Consider the following 19,556-nt stretch of genomic DNA (forward strand, 5'->3'; position numbering starts at 1 on the left):
AAACAACTCCGGCCGCTGCGCGCGCAGCAGCTCGTAGCGCTCCACTCCACTCGTCCCGCCCATGTTCTCCCCGTGTCGTTTGAGGTACGCCGCCCCCCCCCCCCCCCCCCCCCCCCCCCCCCCGGGGGGGCCCCCCCCCCCCCCCCCCGGGCCGCGGGCCGTCCGGGTGCGGAAGGTCAGGCGCCGGCCAGGAGGTTGCCCATCCAGTCCTCGATGCCCGCCACGGTGCGCGGCAGGGCGCCCGACATCAGGCGGGCCCCCGTCGAGGTGATGACCAGGTCGTCCTCGATGCGGACCCCGATGCCGCGCAGCTCCGCCGGAAGGGTTTCGTCGTCCGGCTGGAGGTAGAGACCCGGTTCGACCGTCAGGACCTGCCCCTCCTCCAGGACCCCGTCCAGGTACGTCTCGGCCCGCGCCTTCGCGCAGTCGTGCACGTCGAGTCCCAGCATGTGCCCGCTGCTGCACAGCGTGTAGCGCCGGTGCAGGTCGCCCTCCGGGTGCTTGAGCACCCCCCACTCCGCCAGGCCCTCCGCGATCACGCGCATCCCGGCCCGGTGGAAGTCGCGGAAGCTCGCGCCCGGCCGCAGTGCGGCCATGCCGGCCTCTTGGGCGGCCAGGACCAGCTCGTAGACCTGCCGTTGGACGGGTGAGAAGCGCCCCGACAGCGGGAGGGTGCGGGTGATGTCGGCCGTGTACAGGGTGTCGGTCTCCACGCCCGCGTCCAGCAGGAGCAGTTCGTCCCCGTTCAGCCGCCCGTCGTTGCGGATCCAGTGCAGGACACAGGCGTGCGCGCCGGAGGCCGCGATCGTGTCGTAGCCGGTGCCGTTGCCCTCCGCCCGGGCGCGCAGGCCGAAGACCCCCTCGATCCACCGCTCCCCGCGCGGGTGGGCCAGCGCGCGCGGCAGGGCCCGTACGACGTCCTCGAAACCGGCCGTGGTGTGGTCGACGGCCAGTTGCAGCTGCTCCACCTCCCAGGCGTCCTTGACCAGGCGCAACTCGGAGAGCGCGGCGGCCAGTTCGCCATCGGTCGCGGCGTTGCGGCCCGCGGGTGAGCCCAGCGTGTCCAGATGGGCGCAGCGCAGCCCCGTCAGCCGCTCGGCCTCGGCGAGGTCGGGGCGGCGGCCGACCCAGAACTCCCCGTACCGGCGGTCCCGGTAGAACTCCTCGTTGCCGTCCGTGCGCGGGGAGCGCGGGCGCAGGTAGAGGACGGCCTCGTGTCCGTGCGGGCCCGCGGGCTCCAGCACCAGGACGTGGCCCACCTGGTCCTCGCCCGTCAGCCCCGTCAGCCAGGCGTACGCGCTGTGCGGCCGGAAGCGGTGGTCGCAGTCGTTGGAGCGGACCTTCAGCTCCCCGGCCGGGACGATCAGCCGCTCCCCGGGGAAGCGGGCCGAGAGGCGGGCGCGGCGGGCGGGGGTGACGGCGTACGCCGGAATCCGGCTGGAGTCGGGCAGGGGCGAGGGCGCCCAGTCGGACGCCATGAACCGGGACAACTCCGCGGAGACCGGCAGGTCATGGCTGCCGATGTTGAGGCCGGCGGTGGGGCGGGAGGGGGTGTCGGTCACGGGGGCTCCCTCAAGAAGATGCGAACTGGTGGGCGCACAGGTCTTGTCAGTGCAATTTCACATTACTATGTTACAGCTCACACCGCGGTTTATTAATCCCCGTTAAACGCGGTGTGAAGCAGGCCAGTTCACGCACCACCCCCCCACTTCAGTCTCCCCACTCAGGAGTTCTCGGTGCCCATGCACAGAGCTGTGCGTTCTTCCTTCCTCGCCTCCGCCGTCGCCGTGACCCTCCTCGCCTCCGCCGGGCAGGCCGTCACGCAGGCGGCCGAGACCCCGGCTTCCGCCCCGGCGCCGGCCGCGTTCGCCGGTGCCCAGGCGCCCGGCGCCTCGGGTAACCCGTTCGACGAGGTCGACCACCTCGCCTCGCCCAAGGAGGCCGCGCCGGCGACGGCCCAGGCTCCCGGCGGGCTGGCCGCCGACGGCCGTGTCCCCGGTGCCGCCCCGGCCGCCGCCGCTCCCGCCGAGCGCACGGAGAAGGGCCGGGGGCTCGCCGCCGCCCAGGCCGCCCCCACCGCGAAGAGCGTCGCCGCAGGCGTCCCCTGCACCCTCGACGGGATCACCGGCCTCAGCCCCGAGCAGTTCGCCGACTTCCTGGCCGACCCGGCCGTCACCGCCGACGGCTGTCTGCGCGGACTGATCTGGACCTGGGACGCCCGCCTGGCGCCCGTCATGTCCGACGCGCACGTCCAGGCCGTCTCCCGCCGGATATCCGGCCTGGCCGCCGCCCACGACGGCCGCAACTCCTCGCACCTGGAGGAGATGTTCACCTTCCTGCACGCGTCCGTCTACCACGACTTCTCGCGCCCCGAGATCGACCTCACGGACGCCGCGACCGTCGACGCCATGCGCCGGGCCATCGTCGACTTCGGCGACGCCGCGCACACCTTCGACGTCACCGCCTCCAACGCCCGGACCCTGCGCGAGGCCCTCTACGCCACCGGCCCCGGCCTGCGCCAGCATCAGATCGGCCTCGTCAAGAAGGTCCTGGCCACCCTGGACGCGTCGCACACCGCGACCAACCGCGACGCGGCCTGGGGCGGCGCGGTCCTCGCCGCCCTCACCGTCAACTACCTCGGTGTGTACCCGGGCAACCAGGACAGCGCCTTCCACGCGGCGGCGAAGGCCGACGCCGGCTACCGGGCCGCTTTCAAGGCCTTCGCCGGGTACACCCACCTCAAGGGGACCGCCAACGACTGGGCGGCCCGCGACGCGCTCGGCGAGTACGGCCGCTTCGGTCAGATCGACGGCCTCCGGGACCAGGTCGTCGCCGACCTCGGTGGGCTCCTGGGACAGGTCAAGACCGCGTGGGGCAACGGCAGCGAGCAGTGGGCCAAGATCGTCTCCTGGCTCAACACCTACGAGGCGTGCAAGCCGTACGGGGTGTGCAAGGAGGACATCGAGAAGATGCTCTTCCCGAACACCTACGTCTACGACAACGGCGCCATCAAGGTCCGCACGGCCCTCGACCGGGCCACCGTCGACCAGCTCTACTACGCGAGCAAGCAGGTCAAGACGCAGTTCCACCGGGTCATCGGGACCGACCAGCCGCTGGCCGGCGACCCCAACACCACGCTGAACATCGTGCTGTACGCCTCCCGCGCCGACTACGTGACGTACCAGACGATGCTGAACGGCTACGGCACCAACAACGGCGGCATGTACATCGAGAACGGCGCCACCTTCTACACGTACCAGCGCCGCGTCCCGCAGGACTCCTCCCTCACCCTCGAGGAGCTCTTCCGCCACGAGTACACGCACTACCTCAACGGCCGCTTCGCCGTCCCCGGCTTCTTCGGCCAGGGCCCCTGGTACGAGAGCGACCGTACGACGGCCATGGACGAAGGCACCGCCGAGTTCTTCGACGGCGCCACCCGCGACAACGGCATCGCCGTCCGCAAGTCCCTGGTGAAGGGCATCATCAACGACACCGCTGGCGGCGGTCCGCGGATGTCGATCCAGCAGCTGCTCAACGCCACCTACGACGGCGACGGCTTCCGCTTCTACAACTACGCGGGCACGTTCTTCGAGTTCCTGTGGACCGAGAAGCCCTCGCTGCTCCGCGAGATGTACACCCACCTGCGCGCCAACGACGTGGCCGGCTACGACGCCTGGCGCTACCGGATGGGCGCGGACGCCTACCTCCAGCGCGACTACACCCGCTTCCTGGACGCGCAGATCGCCAAGGTCGACCAGCTCTACGTGCCGAACACCAGCTTCACGCCCAACGACCAGCTGCGCGACTCCGCGCTGGCGAACGTGAAGTCGGCCTTCGCGACCGCCACCTACAACACGCCGGACTGCGTGGAGAACGGCGACGCCGGCAAGCGCCGCTTCACCTGTACCGGCCGGATCACGGCGAACCTGAAGAACTGGCGCAGCGACGACCAGAACTTCAAGGACATGTCCGAGACGGTGGACTACTTCATCCTCGACCGGGCGGGGGCGGCCTCGAACAACCTGGCCGACATGAACTGCTCCTTCGGCGCGGTGGAGATCTGGACCAACCACGTCGCCGGCACGTCGAGTTACAGCTGTGAGGGCCCGCTCCGCAGCTGATCCGCTCCGGGCCGGTCCCGTATGAGAACGGGGCGGGACCGGCCCGGGCAACCCTAGGCACCCCCTAAAGAATGTGACATATTACTGCCATGGACGTCGTGATCATTGGCGCCGGCGTCGTCGGAGCCGCGTGCGCGTACTACGCGAGCCGCTCCGGACTCTCCGTGGCCGTCGTCGACCGCGGCCCGGTCGCGGGCGGGACCACCGGCTCCGGGGAGGGCAACCTGCTCGTCTCCGACAAGGAGGCCGGCCCGGAACTGGACCTCGCGCTCCTGTCCACCCGGCTCTGGCGGGAACTGGCCGCCGTCCTCCCGGGGTCGATCGAGTACGAGGCCAAGGGCGGGCTCGTCGTCGCCCGGGACGAGACCACCGTCAAGGCGCTGCGGAGCTTCGCCGATGGCCAGCGCGCGGCCGGGGTCGACGTCGCCCTGGTGGGGCCGGACGCGCTCCACGAACTGGAGCCGCACCTGGCCCCGGGCCTGGCGGGCGGTTTCCACTATCCGCAGGACGCCCAGGTCCAGCCGGCCCAGGCCGCGGCCCGGCTGCTGGCCGCTTCGGGCGCCGAGCTGTACCTCGGCGAAGAGGTGACGGAGGTCCTCCTGGGGCGCGGCGGGGTACGAGGGGTCCGCACCGCGCGCCGGGAGCTGCTCGCCCCGGCGGTCGTCAACGCGGCGGGCACCTGGGGCGGCGCCGTCGCCTCCCTCGCCGGGACCGCGCTGCCCGTCCTGCCGCGCCGCGGCTTCGTCCTGGTGACCGAACCGCTGCCGAGGGTGGTCCGGCACAAGGTCTACGCGGCCGACTACATCGCGGACGTCGCCAGTGGCTCCGCGGCCCTGCAGTCCTCGGCGGTGGTCGAGGGCACCCCGTCGGGTCCGGTGCTGATCGGCGCCACCCGTGAGCGGGTCGGCTTCGACCGGTCCCTCTCGATGGAGGCGCTGCGCCGCCTGGCCACCCAGGCGGCGGCGCTCTTCCCCGTCCTGGCCGGGGTGCGGGTGCTGCGCACCTACCACGGCTTCCGCCCGTACCTCCCGGACCACCTCCCGGCGATCGGCCCGGATCCCCGGGTGCCGGGCCTGCTGCACGCCTGCGGCCACGAGGGCGCGGGCATCGGCCTGGCCCCCGGCACCGGCGCCCTGATCGCCGCGGCCCTGACGGGCGCCGAACCCCCGCTCCCCTTGAACCCGTTCCGCCCCGACCGCTTCGCGGAGGCAGCCGTATGAAGGCAGAGAACCGCGACCGCACCCCCCGCTCGCTGGTCGGCGGCAGCCCGGCGGCGACGTACACCATCGGCTTCGACGGCCGGGAACTGTCCGCGCAGGCGGGGCAGAGCATCGCCGCGGTGCTGTGGGCCGCCGGGATCCTCGCCTGGCGGACCACCCGCGAAGGCGGCGCCCCGCGCGGCGCGTTCTGCGGGATCGGCAGCTGCCACGACTGCCTCGTCACCGTCAACGGCCGCCCCAACCAACGCGCCTGCCTGCTCCCGGCCCACCCCGGGGACACCGTCACCACCCAGGAGGGAACCGGCCATGCCGACCTCGCCGTCTGAGCCGTCCGAGTCGGCCGCGCCGTCCGAGTCGGCGGGGGCGACCGGGCCGGCCCGGACTGCTGACCTGGCCGTCGTCGGCGCCGGGCCCGCCGGGCTCGCCGCCGCCGTCACCGCCGCCGGGCTCGGGCTCCGTGTCACCCTGCTGGACGCGGGGGAGAGGCCCGGCGGGCAGTACTACCGGCACCCCGCGCCCGGGCTGGGTGCGGCCCGGCCCGAGGCGCTGCACCACGGGTGGGCCGACTTCGCGACCCGCGAAGCCGCCCTGCGCGCCCATGTGTCGGCGGGCAGGATCAGCCACCTTCCGGGCCACCACGTCTGGTCGGTCGTCCCGGACGGCTCGGGCTGGATGCTGCACGCGGTCGCCGGCCACGGCCCCGAGGAGCGCGCCGCGGCCGTCCCGGCGAAGGCCGTGCTGCTCGCCACCGGGGCCTACGAGCGGCAACTGCCCTTCCCCGGCTGGACCCTGCCCGGGGTGGTCGGAGCCGGCGGGGCCCAGGCCATGCTCAAGGGCGGGCTCGTGCTCCCGGGCCAGCGGGTGGTCGTCGCCGGGAGCGGGCCGCTGCTGCTCGCCGTGGCCGGCTCGCTGGCCGCCGCCGGGGCCACCGTGCCCGCCGTGGTGGAGGCGGCTTCGTACACCGGCTACGCCGACAAGGCCCCCGCCCTGCTGCGCAACCCCGGCAAGCTCGCCGAAGGCGCCACGTACGGCAGCGCCCTGCTGCGCCACCACATCCGCCTCCTCACCCGGCACGCCGTCACCGAGGTCCACGGCACCGACCGCGTCGAGGCCGTCACCGTGGCCCGCCTCGACCGGGACTGGCGCCCGGTCCCCGGCACCGGCCGCCGCATCCCCTGCGACGCCCTCGCGGTCGGCCACGGCCTGGTGCCCCAGCTGGAGCTGGCCACCGGCCTCGGCTGCGCCACCCGCCTCAGCGCCGACGGAACGATCGCGCTGGACCTGGACGCCGGGCAGCGGACCTCCGTCCCCGGCATCTGGTCGGCCGGCGAGACCGGCGGCATCGGCGGCGCCCAACTGGCCCTGGCCGAGGGTGAACTGGCCGCCCTCGCGATCGCCGGCCGGCCCGCCCCCGCCCGGCTCACCCGCCGCCGCGCCCGGCTGCGCGCCTTCGCCGACGCGATGGGCGGCGCCCACCGCCCCGGCGAGGGCTGGACGGACTGGCTGCGCGACGACGCCGAGGTCTGCCGCTGCGAAGAGGTCCCGGCCGGCCGGATCCGCGAGGCCGTGCGCGACCTGGGCGCGCGGGACGCCCGCACCGTCAAACTGCTCACCCGGGCGGGCATGGGCTGGTGCCAGGGCCGCATGTGCGGACCGGCCGTCTGCGCCCTCGCCGGGGACGGGCCCGCGCCCGACCGCAGGCCGCTGTCCTGTCCGGTCCCGCTGGCGCACCTCGCGCAACTGCCCGCGAGCGAGCGCTGATCAGACGTCCCGCGGCTCTTGTGGCCGTCGTATACGGACTAGTAAAATGTCACACACCACTCTAGGGAGCTCTCTCATGACCTCGCACACCCCCGCGCCCGCGTCCACCCGCAACCGCCCGTGGCACGGAATCATGGTCGCCACCGCGCTGCCCCTGCGCGAGGACCTCTCCGTCGACTACGACGCCTACGCCGAGCACGTGGCCTGGCTCATCGCCAACGGCTGCGACGGCGTGGTCCCCAACGGCTCCCTCGGGGAGTACCAGACCCTGACCGACGAGGAGCGGGCGCGCGTGGTCCGTACCGCCGTCGAGGCCGCGGGCGACGGCGCCCGCGTCATGCCCGGCGTCGCCGCCTACGGCAGCGCCGAGGCCCGCCGCTGGGCCGACCAGGCCGCCGAGGCGGGCGCCGGCTCCGTCCTGCTGCTGCCGCCCAACGCCTTCCGCGCCGACGAAGCGACCGTCCGCGCCCACTACGCCGAGGTCGCCCGCGCGGGCGTGCCCGTCGTGGCGTACAACAACCCCATAGACACCAAGGTGGACCTGACCCCGGCGCTGCTCTCCCGCCTGTACGCGGACGGCTCCATCGTGGCCGTCAAGGAGTTCTCCGGCGACGTGCGCCGGGCGTACGAGATCGCCGAACTCGCGCCGGGCCTGGACCTGCTCATCGGCGCCGACGACGTGCTCCTCGAACTCGCCCTCGCCGGCGCCGTCGGCTGGATCGCCGGCTACCCCAACGCGCTGCCGCGCTCCTGCGCCGACCTCTACCGGGCCGCCGTGGCCGGCAACGTCGCCACCGCCCTGCCGCTCTACAAGTCCCTGCACTCCCTGCTGCGCTGGGACTCCAAGACCGAGTTCGTCCAGGCCATCAAGCTCTCCATGGACCTGGCCGGCCGACCCGGCGGCGCCACCCGCCCGCCCCGCTTCCCGCTCACCGGCGAGATCGAGGCCGCCGTCCGCGCCGCCACCGAGAAGGCCCTCGCCGAGGGCCTCAACTGACCGACGACGTATCCGGCCCGATCGGGAGATCGGCCGGACAGGTCCCGACCCGCCGGGGGGAACCCATGCGCACGCGCCACATCTACCACGCGGTGGACTCGCACACCGAAGGCATGCCCACCCGTGTGATCACCGGGGGGGTCGGGGTGATCCCCGGCGCCACCATGGCCGAGAAGCGGCTCCACTTCATCGAGCACCTGGACCACATCCGGACCCTGCTCATGTACGAGCCGCGCGGCCACTCCGCGATGAGCGGCGCCATCCTGCAGCCCCCCACCCGCCCCGACGCCGACTTCGGGGTGCTCTACATCGAGGTGTCGGGTCTGCTGCCGATGTGCGGGCACGGGACCATCGGGGTCGCCACCGTCCTGGTCGAGACCGGGATGGTGCCCGTCGTCGAGCCGGTCACCACCGTCCGGCTCGACACTCCCGCGGGGCTGGTGAGCGTGGACGTCCGGGTCGAGGACGGGGCGGCCGCCGCCGTCACCCTCACCAACGTGCCCTCCTTCTGCGCCGGGCTCGACCTCAAGGCCGACGTCCCCGGCCACGGCACGGTCACCTACGACCTCGCCTACGGCGGCAACTTCTACGCCTTCGTCGAACTCGACGCCCTCGGCCTGCCCTTCGACCGGGCCCGCAAGGACGACCTGCTCGCCGCCGGGCTCGCGATCATGGACGCGATCAACGCCTCCGAGCACCGGCCCGTCCACCCCGAGAACCCCTCCATCGCCGGGGTCAAGCACGTCTACCTCGCCGCCCCCGGCTCCGACGCCCGCCACTCCCGGCACGCCATGGCCATCCACCCCGGCTGGTTCGACCGCTCGCCCTGCGGTACGGGAACCAGCGCGCGCATGGCCCAACTCCACGCCCGGGGCCTCCTGGAGATCGGCGCCGACTTCGCCAACGAGTCCTTCATCGGCACCGAGTTCACCGGCCGCCTCGTCGCGCAGACCACCGTCGGCGGTTTGCCGGCCGTCGTGCCCACCGTCACCGGGCGGGCCTGGATCACCGGCACCGCCCAGTACTTCCTCGACCCCACCGACCCCTTCCCCGGAGGGTTCCTGCTGTGACAACCGTTCGAACGGTGGACTACCACACCGCAGGCGAGCCCTTCCGGATCGTCGACCTCACCTCCGGCACGCTCGCCCCCGCACCCGGTGACACGGTCGCCGAGCGCTGCGCCACCGCCATCGGACCCGGGGGGTCGGGTACGGCCCCGCGCCGGGGACCGCTGGACGACGTACGGCGGCTGCTGGTGCAGGAGCCGCGCGGGCACGCCGGGATGTACGGCGGGTTCGTCGTGCCGCCCGACGACGACGGGGCGCACTTCGGGGTGCTGTTCTGGCACAAGGACGGCTACTCCACCGCCTGCGGGCACGGCACCATGGCGCTCGGCGCCTGGGCCGTGGACACCGGCCTGGTCGCCGCCCCCGACGACGGGGACGCGCAGGTCCGCATCGACGTGCCGTCCGGGCGGGTCACCGCCACCGTGCACCGGGACGGGGGCCGCACCACCGGGGTCACCTTCCGCAACGTCCCCGCCCGGGTGGGCGCCCGCAAGGTGCCGGTCGCCACGTCGCTGGGCCTGGCGGAGGTGGACATCGCGCACGCCGGGGCCTGCTACGCCTCGCTCCGGGCGCGGGAGCTGGGCCTGGGCGTCTCCCGGGCCGAACTGCCCGCGCTGGTACGGGCCGGGCAGGAGGTCCGGGCCGCGCTCGCCACCCACCCCGCCACCTGGCACCCGGACGGCCCGCTGCTCTCCGGGGTCTACGGGGTGGTCCTGTACGAGGAGTTGTCCGACACCCCGTTCGGGCCGCACCAGCGCAACGTCACCGTCTTCGCGGACGGGCAGGTCGACCGCTCGCCCTGCGGCTCCGGGACCTCGGCGCGGCTCGCGCTGCTGGCCGAGGACGGCCGGTTCGGGGCGGGGGAGGACCTCCTCCACGAGTCGGTGACGGGCACGGTGTTCACCGGCCGGATGCTGGAGGGCGGCGTCACCGAGGTCACCGGCACGGCGTACCGCACCGGGGAACACACCTTCACGGTCGACCCGTACGACGCGCTCGGCACGGGGTTCTCGCTGTGACGGGCCACGCGGCGACGCCGGGGATCGCGCAGCTCGGCGCCGAGGCCATGGCCGGGCTGCTCACCCCGGCCGGCGCGGCCGACGCGCTGGCCGAAGCCCTGCGGGCCGGGCTGGACCCGGAGGCGTGCCCGCAGCGCACCGCGCTCACGGTGCCGGGCGGGGAACTGCTGCTGATGCCGGCCGCGACCGGGGCGTACGCCGGGGTCAAGATCGCCGGGGTCGCGCCGGACAACCCGGGCCGCGGGCTGCCCCGGATCACCGGGTCGTACCTGCTGCTGGACGGCCCCACCCTGCGCCCCCTGGCCCTGCTCGACGGGGCGGCGCTGACCACCCTGCGCACCCCGGCGGTGTCGGCCCTGGCCCTGCGGTACCTGGCCCCGGAGGGGCGGGCGCTGCGGCTGGTGCTCTTCGGGGCGGGGCCGCAGGCGTACGGGCACCTCGAAGCGGTGCTGGCGGTAAGGCCGTTGGCCGAGGTGGTGGTGGTCGCGCGGCGGCCCGAGGGGGCGCGCGAGCTGGCCGAGTACGCCCGTACGCTGGGGGTCCGGGCCAGGACCGGGACCGCCGGGGACGTGACCGACGCCGATCTGGTCGTCTGCTGCACCACGGCCCGCGAACCCCTCTTCGACGGGCGGCTGGTGGCCCCGGGCGCAACCGTCGTCGCCGTCGGCTCGCACGAGCCGACGGCCCGCGAGACCGATACGGCGCTGGTGCGGCGCGCCGCGGTGTACGTGGAGTCGCGTGCGGCGGCGCTGCGGGAGGCGGGGGACCTCCTGGTACCGGAGGCGGAGGGGGCGATCGGGCCCGGTCATATCAGCGGCACCCTGGCTGACCTGGTGTCGGGCCGGATGCCGGCGGGCGGGGCGGCGAGTTGTCCACAGCTCTTCAAGAGCGTGGGCATGGCCTGGGAGGATCTCGCTGTGGCGGTGGCGATGTACGTCGCCGCCGGGGCCAACAGCGCAACGTGACATTGTACGCTGTTGCCCTGCACGTCGGTGGCGTGAAGGGTCTCGGAGGAAAAGCAATGGGCGACCTGAAGCAGCACAGTCTCATCAAGGCTCAGGAACGGCTTCGCGACCAGGTCGGCCACGCCCTTCGAGCAGCCCTGATAGCGGGTGAACTGCGCCCCGGCAGCGTCTATTCGGCCCCCGGCCTCGCGGCCGAACTCGGCGTCTCGGCCACCCCCGTGCGCGAGGCCATGCTCGACCTGGCCCGCGAAGGCCTGGTCGAGCCGGTCCGCAACAAGGGCTTCAGGATCACCGAGGTCAGCGAACGAGACCTGGACCAGTACACCGAACTGCGCACGATGATCGAGGTCCCGACCATCGGCCGGGTCGCGAGGATGGCCACGCCCGGGCAGCTGGAGGCGCTGCGCCCCATCGCCGAGGAGATCGTCACCAGCGCGCGCGAGCACAACCTCATCGGCTACCTGGAGGCGGACCGCCGCTTCCACCTCAGCCTGCTGGCGCTCGCGGGCAATGACCGGCTCGTCGAGACGGTCAATGACCTGCGCAAGCGCTCCCGCCTGTACGGCCTGACGGGCCTGGACGAGGCCGGCAAGCTGGTCTCCTCCGCCGAGGAGCACATCGAGCTGCTCGACCTGATGATCGCCGGCGAGGCCGACGCGGCCGAGGAGTGCATGCTGCGCCACCTCGGCCACGTCCGTTCCCTGTGGGCCCAGGGCCGTGACGAGCCGGTCGGCCGCACGATGCCCCGCCTGGGCTCGGGTCTCTAGGCCGTCCGGCCCGGATCCGCGAAGCGGAGGTCGGGGCGCCCTCAGCCCTCCAGCCAGGGCCGGCGCCCCGGTCCGGTCGGGTGGGTGCCCGTGACGCCCATGACCACCGAATAGAGGCTGGTCTCGGCGGCGATGAAGAGACGGTTGCGCTTGGCGCCGCCGAAGGAGATGTTGGCCACCGCCTCGGGGACGTTGAGCCGCCCGATCAGGGTGCCGTCGGGGTCGTAGCAGTGCACCCCGTCGTCCATCGCGGCGACCCACAGCCGGCCGCCGTCGTCGAAGCGGAGGTTGTCGAAGCGGGCCTTGCCGGGGGCCGCTTCGGCGAAGACCCTGCCCTCGGACAGCGTGCCGTCATCGCGTACGTCGAAGACCCGCAGGAAGCCCGCCCGGGTGTCGGAGACGAACAGCTGCCGCTCGTCGTCCGAGAAGACGAGCCCGTTCGGCGCGCCGAAACCGTCGGCCACCAGCCGCACTTCGCCCGTGGCCGGATCGATGCGGTAGACGTTGTTGGAGCCGATCTCGCTCTGCGCGCGATAGCCCTCGTAGTCGCTGGTGATGCCGAAGTCCGGGTCGGAGAACCAGATCGATCCGTCGGACTTCACCGCCGCGTCGTTCGGGCTGTTCAGGCGCTTGCCCTGCCACCGCTGCGCCAGCACCGTGATGGTGCCGTCGTGTTCGGTGCGCGTCACGCGGCGGTTGCCCTGCTCACAGGTGATCAGCCGGCCCTGGCGGTCGAGGGTGTTGCCGTTGGTGTGCCCGGCGGAGCGGCGGAAGACGCTGACGGCGCCCGTCTCCTCGTCCCAGCGCAGCATCCGGTCGTTGGGGATGTCGCTCCACACGACCTGCCGCCACGCCGGCACGTAGATCGGCCCCTCGGCCCAGCGGCAGCCGGTGTACAGGACCTCCAGAGCGTCGTCACCGTTCATGCACCGTCCGGTACGGAACCGGTCGTCGAGCATCTCGTACAGCCCGGGGCGCTCGCTGGTCATGGGGCCCTTCCCTTCCTACAGACGTCACCGCCGAATGTGATCCGGCTTGTAGTGAAGATTGCAGGATGATCTATGGCCGCCACAAGGAGATTCCAGATGGAGAGTTGTGGATCACACCACCGCTTACCCTGCGGGAATGATCAAGCCGATAGAACTCGTGATATTCGACTGCGACGGTGTCCTGGTCGACAGCGAACGCCTCGCCGTACGCCTCCAGGTGGCGCTCGGGGCGGAGCTGGGCTGGCCGCTCACCGCCGACGAGGTGATCGAGCGCTTCATCGGGCGCGCCAAGGAGTCGATCGTCGAGCAGCTCACCGAGCGGCTCGGCGCGCGGACGGCCGGGCTCTGGTGGAAGCTGCTCATCGAGCGGCACCGGGACGCGGTGGACCTCGGGCTGGACCCGGTGGACGGGCTCCCCGAGGCGCTCGCCGCACTCACCCTGCCGACCTGCGTCGCGTCCAGCGGCTCGCACGAGAAGATGCGGCACACGCTGGGCCGCACCGGGCTGTACGCCCACTTCGAGGGCCGTATCTACAGCGCGAGCGAGGTCTCCCGGGGCAAGCCCGCCCCGGACCTCTTCCTGCACGCCGCCCGGCGGATGGGCTTCGACCCGCAGGTGTGCGCGGTGGTCGAGGACAGTGGGCCGGGCGTGCGCGCGGCCAGGGCGGCCGGGATGCGCGTCTTCGGCTACTCCGGGGGACCGACGCCCGCCGAGCGCCTCGAAGGTCCCGGGACGGTCGTCTTCGACGACATGCGCAGGCTGCCGGAGCTGCTCGCCGCGCCGTGACGCCGGCCCGCCCCCGGGCCTGGCCGGCGGGCGGGTCCGGGGGCGGGCCTCCCCAACGCCGCCACCGGGGGCGGGATTTGGACACGGCTGGGTAACGGCGGTACGAACCCCTTGTCAGTACAATTTCACATTACTATGTTACCGGTCACATCGTAGAGCGCGGCCCTTCACTGGAGTGACCCCATGACCAAGCGCACCCAACTCGCCCTCGCCACCGCTCTGGTGGCAGCTCTCGCACTCGGCGCATCGGGCTGCTCCGACCCCAAGAAGGGCTCGTCGGGCGCGGGGGCCTCCAACCCCGCCGCCGCCAACGAGGGCAAGATGCTCGGCGGCACACCGGTCAAGGGCGGCACGCTCACCGTCCTGTCCAACCAGGACTTCGCCCACCTCGACCCGGCCCGCAACTGGGTGCTGCCGACGATGGACTTCGGGACCCGCCTCCTCTACCGCACGCTCGTCACCTTCAAGGCCGAGCCCGGCAAGGCCGGCAGCGAGCTGGTCCCCGACCTCGCCACCGACCTCGGCACCCCCTCCAACGGCGGCCGCACCTGGACCTTCACCCTCAAGGAGGGCCTGAAGTACGAGGACGGCTCGCCGATCAAGGCTCAGGACGTCAAGTACAACGTCGAGCGCTCCTTCGCCCCCGACCTCACCGGCGGCCCCGACTACGCGGCCCAGTACCTGGCGGGCACCGAGGGGTACAAGGGACCGCTCCAGGGCAAGCACCTCGACTCCGTCAAGACCCCCGACGACCGCACGATCGTCTTCGAACTCAAGCGTCCCGTCGCCGAGTTCTCGGCCACCGCCACCCTGCCGACCTTCGCGCCGGTCCCGCAGTCCCAGGAGAAGGGCACCCAGTACGACTCCCGCCCGTTCTCCTCCGGCCCGTACAAGATCGAGTCGTACGACCGCGACAAGAAGCTCGTGCTCGTCCGCAACGAGCACTGGGACGCGAAGACCGACACCGTGCGCAAGGCCTACCCCGACAAGTTCGTGATGGTCATGGGCCTCAAGGGCGGCCAGATCGACGACCGCATCATCGGCGGCGAGGGCGCCGACGCCTCCACCGTCCAGTACTTCGACATGCGCCCCGAAAGCGCACCCAAGGTGCTGCCCAAGCCGGACGTCAAGGCGCGCCTGCTCGCGGAGACCAAGGGCTGTACGGAGATGCTCTACCTGAACAACTCCCGCGCCCCGTTCGACGACCCGAAGGTCCGCGAGGCCATGCAGTACGCCGTCGACAAGGAGGCCGTGATCACCGCGGGCGGCGGTCCGGCCCTCAACGAGATCGCCACCGCCTACCTGCCCCCGGCCCTGTCCGGCGGCAAGCAGCCCGACACGCTGAAGATCGCCCCGGCCGGCGACCCGGCCAAGGCGAAGGAACTGCTGAAGGCCGCCGGCAAGGAGAAGATCAAGGTCTCGCTCGCCGTCTCCACCGGCGACAAGGCCGTGGGCGAGGCCCTCCAGCAGGGCCTCGCCCGCGCGGGCGTCGAGGTCGTCATCGACACCGTCGACCCGGGCGCGTACTACGACGTCATCGGCGACCTCTCCACCACCCCCGACATGACCTTCGCCGGCTGGTGCCCCGACTACCCCTCCGGCTCCACCTGGATCCCCTTCGTCTTCGACGGACGCACCATCAAGGACAAGGGCAACCAGGGCAACTACAGCCAGTTCCGCGACGAGGCGACCAGCAAGCGGATCGACGAGATCAACAACATGGCCGACGCGAAGCAGGCCAACCAGGCCTGGATCGACCTGGACGCGGAGCTCATGAAGAAGTCCCCGTCCATCCCGATCCAGCTGGAGCGCAAGCCGCTGCTCGTCGGCCCCAACATCGCGGGCGCCTTCGGGCACCCGGCGTGGACCGGCGAGATCGACTACGGGACCGTCGGCCTCAAGGACCCGTCGAAGAGCCAGGGCTGAGGGCCGGGGACAAGACAGCGCCATGACCACCACCGTGCCCGCCGTCGGTGATCCGGAGGTGAAGGAGGTCCCGCCCGGCAGCAGCCCCTGGCAGCTCGCCCGGCGGGAACTCCGACGCCGCCCCGCCGTCCGCGTCAGTCTCTGCGTCGTCCTGCTCTTCGTCCTGATGGCGGCCACCGCCCCCTGGCTGGGCGCCCTCGGCGGCTGGTCGCCCGACCAGTTCGACAAGACCGCCATCGACCCCTACCTCGGGGGCCAGCCCCTCGGCTCCTTCGGCGGGATCAGCCCCGAGCACTGGCTCGGCGTCGAACCCGTCACCGGCCGCGACCTGTTCGCCCGCGTCGTCCACGGCGCCCAGGTCTCCCTGCTCATCGCCTTCACCGCCACCGCCATCGTCGTCGTCGCGGGCACCGCCGCCGGGATCGCCGCCGGCTACTTCGGCGGCCGCACCGACGCGGTCCTGTCCCGGCTGATGGACCTGACCATGTCCTTCCCCTCGCTGATCTTCATGATCGCGATGCTGTCGGTGGCCAAGGACGTCAACCGGATCGTCCTGATGACCGCCGTCATCGGGGTCTTCGGCTGGCCCGGCGTCGCCCGCGTCGTCCGCGGCCAGACGCTCTCCCTCAAGCACCGCGAGTACGTCGACGCCGCCCGCGTCGGCGGCGCGAGCTCCTGGCGGATCCTGACCCGCGACATCCTGCCGGGCGTCTCGGGCCCGGTCATCGCCTACACCACCCTGCTCATCCCCGGGATGATCAGCACCGAGGCCGCGCTCAGCTACCTCGGCGTGGGTGTCCGCCCGCCCACCCCGTCCTGGGGCCAGATGATCGCCGAGTCCGTCGCCTTCTACGAGACCGACCCCATGTACTTCGTCATCCCGAGCGTGTTCCTCTTCCTCGCCGTGCTCGCCTTCACGCTCCTCGGCGACGCCCTGCGCGACATCCTCGACCCGAGGGGCGGCCGCAGTTGATCCTCTACCTCCTGCGCCGGCTCCTCGCCCTCGCCGGCGTGCTCCTCGCCATCGCCGCCGTCACCTTCCTCATCTTCTACGTCCTGCCCTCCGACCCGGCCGCGGCCGCCTGCGGCAAGACCTGCAGCGCCGAGCGGCTGGCCGACGTACGCGAGTACCTCGGCCTGGACCAGCCCGTGTGGCGCCAGTTCACCGACTTCCTCACCGGCATCTTCACCGGCCGCACCCTCGGCACCGGTCAGTACGCCGTCCAGTGCGACTTCCCCTGCCTGGGCTACTCGTACGAGAACTCCCTGCCGGTGTGGGACCTGCTCATGGACCGTCTCCCGGTCTCCGCCTCCCTGGCCCTCGGCGCCGCCGTGCTCTGGCTCGTCCTCGGCCTCGGCGCGGGCGTCACCGCCGCGCTGCGCAAGGACACCGCCACCGACAAGGCCCTGATGATCGGCGCGGTCGCCGCGGCCTCGCTGCCCGTCTACTTCACCTCCGTGATGCTCATCTACGGAGTCATCCGCGTCGCCGGACTGCTGCCGTACCCCACCTACCAGGCCTTCACCGACAATCCGCTCGCCTGGGCCACCAACCTGCTGCTGCCCTGGACCGCGCTGGCCCTGCTGTACGCCGCCATGTACGCCCGGCAGAGCCGCGGCTCGATGATCGAGGCGATGGCCGAGCCGTACATCCGCACCGCCCGCGCCAAGGGCATGCCCGAGCGCACGGTCGTCGTCAAGCACGGGCTGCGCTCCGGGATGACCCCGATCCTGACCATCTTCGGCATGGACCTCGGCGGGCTGCTCGCCGGAGCCGTGATCACCGAGTCCATCTTCGGACTCCCGGGCGTCGGCAGGCTGTTCTACGGCGCCCTCGTCACCTCCGACCAGCCCGTGGTCCTCGGCGTCACCCTGCTCGCCGCCTTCTTCATCGTCGTCGCCAACCTCGCCGTCGACCTCCTGTACGCCGTCATCGATCCGAGGGTGAGGTACTGATGGCCGCTCCCCTGCTTGAAGTACGCGACCTGCACGTCACGTTCACCACCCCGCGCGGCCCGGTACGGGCCGTCGACTCGCTGGGCTTCACGGTGGAAGCCGGCCGCACCCTCGGCATCGTCGGCGAGTCCGGCTCGGGGAAGTCGGTCACCTCCCTCGCCGTCATGGGCCTGCACCGCGGAGCCGAGGTCGGCGGATCCGTCGCGCTCGCCGGACGGGAGCTCACCGGCCTCTCCGAAAAGGAGCTCTCCGCCGTGCGCGGCCGCAAGATGGCCATGATCTTCCAGGATCCGCTGTCCAGCCTGCACCCCTACTACACGGTCGGCGAGCAGATCGCCGAGCACTTCCGGGTCCACTTCCGGGCCGGCCGGGCCGCCGCGCGCAAGCGCGCGGTCGACATGCTCGGCGAGGTCGGCATCCCCGAGCCGGCCCGACGGGCGGGGGAGTACCCGCACCAGTTCTCCGGGGGCATGCGCCAGCGGGCGATGATCGCCATGGCGCTGGCCTGCGAGCCCGAACTGCTGATCGCGGACGAGCCGACCACCGCCCTCGACGTCACCGTGCAGGCGCAGATCCTCGAACTGATCGCCCGGCTCCAGCAGGAGCGCGGCCTCGGCGTCGTGATGATCACCCATGACCTGGGGGTCGTCGCCCGCGTCGCCCACGAGGTCCTGGTCATGTACGGCGGCCGGGCCGCCGAACAGGCCCCGGTCGACGAGCTGTTCGCCGACCCCGCGCACCCCTACACCCGGGGCCTGCTGGACTCGCTGCCCCGCCTCGACACCCCCGACGACGCGCCGCTGCCCTTCATCCCCGGCTCCCCGCCGTCCCTGCTCGCGCCCGCGTCCGGCTGCGCCTTCGCCCCCCGCTGTCCGAAGGCCGTCGCCCGCTGTGGCGAAGCGCGGCCCGAGTTGGCGGCGTACGGGGACGGGCCGCCGCGCACGGTGGCCTGCCACTTCGCCGGGGCCGGCGCGGCAACCCCCGCCGAGGTGACCCGATGAGCACCACCACCGAACCGCTGCTGTCCGTACGGGACCTGACGATGACCTTCCCCGGGAAGCGGTCGCTGACCGGGCGCCGGGGGGCGCCCGTGCGCGCCGTGGACGGGGTCTCCTTCGACCTGGGGGCCGGCGAGACCCTCGGCCTGGTCGGGGAGTCGGGCTGCGGGAAGTCCACCACCGGCCGGATGCTGGTGCGGCTGCTGGAACCCACCGCGGGCAGCGTGGAGTTCGAGGGCAAGGACATCAGCCGGCTCTCCCAGGGCGCGCTGCGACCCCTGCGCAAGAACATCCAGATGGTCTTCCAGGACCCGCACTCCTCCCTCAACCCCCGCCAGACGGTGTCCCGGATCATCTCGGATCCGCTGCTGGTCCAGGGGGCGAGCGCGGCCGAGGCCCGTCGGCGGGCCGCCGAACTGATGGAGCTCGTCGGGCTGATCCCCGAGCACATCGACCGCTACCCGCACGAGTTCTCCGGCGGCCAGGCGCAGCGCATCGGCATCGCCCGCTCGCTCGCCACCAGCCCCCGGCTGGTCATAGCCGACGAGCCGGTCTCCGCCCTCGACGTCTCCGTGCAGGCGCAGATCGTCAACCTGATGGAGCGGCTGCGGGCCGAACTGGGCCTGGCGTACGTGTTCATCGCGCACGACCTGTCCGTGGTCAAGCGGGTCAGCGACCGCGTCGCCGTCATGTACCTCGGCCGGATCGTCGAGATCGGGGACAAGAAGTCCCTCTACGAGAACCCCCAGCACCCATACACCCGGGCGCTGTTGTCCGCCGTTCCGCTGCCCGACCCGGCGGCCGAGCGGCGGCGCGAGCGGATCGTGCTGCTCGGCGACCCGCCGAGCCCGGCCGCCCCGCCCTCGGGCTGCACCTTCCACCCGCGCTGCCCCGTGGCGCAGGAGGTCTGCCGCACCGAACGGCCGCTGCTGCGGCTTGCCGCCTCCCGCGAGGTGGCGTGTCACTTCCCTGGGAACTGACGG

At 72.6% G+C, this 19,556-nt stretch carries 17 protein-coding genes; 15 read left to right on the top strand and 2 right to left on the bottom strand.

The genetic code is table 11. The features are described 5' to 3' along the window. Nucleotides 1-176: 176 nt before the first annotated feature. Nucleotides 177-1,562 (bottom strand): aminopeptidase P family protein, encoded by a 1,386-nt coding sequence (locus tag ACFWB8_RS05110; RefSeq protein WP_385222648.1) that lies wholly within the window; start codon nucleotides 1,560-1,562, stop codon nucleotides 177-179. Nucleotides 1,563-1,742: 180 nt separating this feature from the next. Here ACFWB8_RS05110 and ACFWB8_RS05115 point away from each other — a divergent pair, with 180 nt between their 5' ends. The 9 genes from ACFWB8_RS05115 to ACFWB8_RS05155 all read left to right on the top strand — a co-directional run bounded on the left by ACFWB8_RS05115 (nucleotide 1,743) and on the right by ACFWB8_RS05155 (nucleotide 11,917). Next, nucleotides 1,743-4,121 (top strand): collagenase, encoded by a 2,379-nt coding sequence (locus ACFWB8_RS05115; protein ID WP_385222651.1) that lies wholly within the window; start codon nucleotides 1,743-1,745, stop codon nucleotides 4,119-4,121. 89 nt (nucleotides 4,122-4,210) lie between these two features. Beyond that, nucleotides 4,211-5,341 carry an NAD(P)/FAD-dependent oxidoreductase gene (locus ACFWB8_RS05120; protein WP_385222654.1) on the top strand — a complete coding sequence of 377 codons (1,131 nt, stop codon included), beginning with the start codon at nucleotides 4,211-4,213 and terminating at the stop codon, nucleotides 5,339-5,341. Further along, nucleotides 5,338-5,667 (top strand): (2Fe-2S)-binding protein, encoded by a 330-nt coding sequence (locus tag ACFWB8_RS05125; protein WP_385222658.1) that lies wholly within the window; start codon nucleotides 5,338-5,340, stop codon nucleotides 5,665-5,667. The genes ACFWB8_RS05120 and ACFWB8_RS05125 overlap by 4 nt, the downstream gene beginning before the upstream one ends. Further along, on the top strand, nucleotides 5,648-7,102 hold the full coding sequence (locus ACFWB8_RS05130; RefSeq protein ID WP_385222660.1) for an NAD(P)/FAD-dependent oxidoreductase: 1,455 nt from the start codon (nucleotides 5,648-5,650) through the stop codon (nucleotides 7,100-7,102). Before ACFWB8_RS05125 ends, ACFWB8_RS05130 begins: the two co-directional genes overlap by 20 nt. Before the next feature lie 76 nt (nucleotides 7,103-7,178). After that, a complete protein-coding gene (locus tag ACFWB8_RS05135) occupies nucleotides 7,179-8,099 on the top strand; it encodes a dihydrodipicolinate synthase family protein (RefSeq protein ID WP_385222663.1) in 921 nt (306 codons plus the stop codon). 65 nt (nucleotides 8,100-8,164) lie between these two features. Next, nucleotides 8,165-9,169, top strand: coding sequence for a proline racemase family protein (locus ACFWB8_RS05140; RefSeq protein WP_385222665.1), 1,005 nt, complete (start codon nucleotides 8,165-8,167; stop codon nucleotides 9,167-9,169). Then, nucleotides 9,166-10,185, top strand: coding sequence for a proline racemase family protein (locus tag ACFWB8_RS05145; RefSeq protein ID WP_385222668.1), 1,020 nt, complete (start codon nucleotides 9,166-9,168; stop codon nucleotides 10,183-10,185). Before ACFWB8_RS05140 ends, ACFWB8_RS05145 begins: the two co-directional genes overlap by 4 nt. A gap of 47 nt (nucleotides 10,186-10,232) precedes the next feature. Further along, on the top strand, nucleotides 10,233-11,150 hold the full coding sequence (locus ACFWB8_RS05150; protein ID WP_385222923.1) for an ornithine cyclodeaminase family protein: 918 nt from the start codon (nucleotides 10,233-10,235) through the stop codon (nucleotides 11,148-11,150). Between the two features lie 56 nt (nucleotides 11,151-11,206). Beyond that, on the top strand, nucleotides 11,207-11,917 hold the full coding sequence (locus tag ACFWB8_RS05155; RefSeq protein ID WP_385222670.1) for a GntR family transcriptional regulator: 711 nt from the start codon (nucleotides 11,207-11,209) through the stop codon (nucleotides 11,915-11,917). 41 nt (nucleotides 11,918-11,958) lie between these two features. Here ACFWB8_RS05155 and ACFWB8_RS05160 read toward each other — a convergent pair whose 3' ends face one another. After that, a complete protein-coding gene (locus tag ACFWB8_RS05160; protein ID WP_385222673.1) occupies nucleotides 11,959-12,906 on the bottom strand; it encodes an SMP-30/gluconolactonase/LRE family protein in 948 nt (315 codons plus the stop codon). A 136-nt stretch (nucleotides 12,907-13,042) separates the two neighbouring features. Between ACFWB8_RS05160 and ACFWB8_RS05165 the strand changes: the two genes are divergently transcribed. The 6 genes from ACFWB8_RS05165 to ACFWB8_RS05190 all read left to right on the top strand — a co-directional run bounded on the left by ACFWB8_RS05165 (nucleotide 13,043) and on the right by ACFWB8_RS05190 (nucleotide 19,553). Further along, on the top strand, nucleotides 13,043-13,693 hold the full coding sequence (locus ACFWB8_RS05165; RefSeq protein WP_385222676.1) for an HAD family hydrolase: 651 nt from the start codon (nucleotides 13,043-13,045) through the stop codon (nucleotides 13,691-13,693). 183 nt (nucleotides 13,694-13,876) lie between these two features. After that, a complete protein-coding gene (locus ACFWB8_RS05170; RefSeq protein WP_385222678.1) occupies nucleotides 13,877-15,619 on the top strand; it encodes an ABC transporter substrate-binding protein in 1,743 nt (580 codons plus the stop codon). Between the two features lie 22 nt (nucleotides 15,620-15,641). After that, nucleotides 15,642-16,592, top strand: coding sequence for an ABC transporter permease (locus ACFWB8_RS05175; protein ID WP_385222681.1), 951 nt, complete (start codon nucleotides 15,642-15,644; stop codon nucleotides 16,590-16,592). Next, entirely contained in the window at nucleotides 16,589-17,575 is a 987-nt protein-coding gene (locus ACFWB8_RS05180; protein WP_385222684.1) for an ABC transporter permease, read from the top strand. Before ACFWB8_RS05175 ends, ACFWB8_RS05180 begins: the two co-directional genes overlap by 4 nt. After that, nucleotides 17,575-18,576 (top strand): ABC transporter ATP-binding protein, encoded by a 1,002-nt coding sequence (locus ACFWB8_RS05185; RefSeq protein WP_385222686.1) that lies wholly within the window; start codon nucleotides 17,575-17,577, stop codon nucleotides 18,574-18,576. The genes ACFWB8_RS05180 and ACFWB8_RS05185 overlap by 1 nt, the downstream gene beginning before the upstream one ends. After that, entirely contained in the window at nucleotides 18,573-19,553 is a 981-nt protein-coding gene (locus tag ACFWB8_RS05190; RefSeq protein WP_385222689.1) for an ABC transporter ATP-binding protein, read from the top strand. The genes ACFWB8_RS05185 and ACFWB8_RS05190 overlap by 4 nt, the downstream gene beginning before the upstream one ends. Nucleotides 19,554-19,556 lie beyond the last annotated feature (3 nt).

The organism is Streptomyces sp. NPDC060031 (genome assembly GCF_042736805.1).
In the GTDB taxonomy this organism is placed as follows: domain Bacteria; phylum Actinomycetota; class Actinomycetes; order Streptomycetales; family Streptomycetaceae; genus Streptomyces.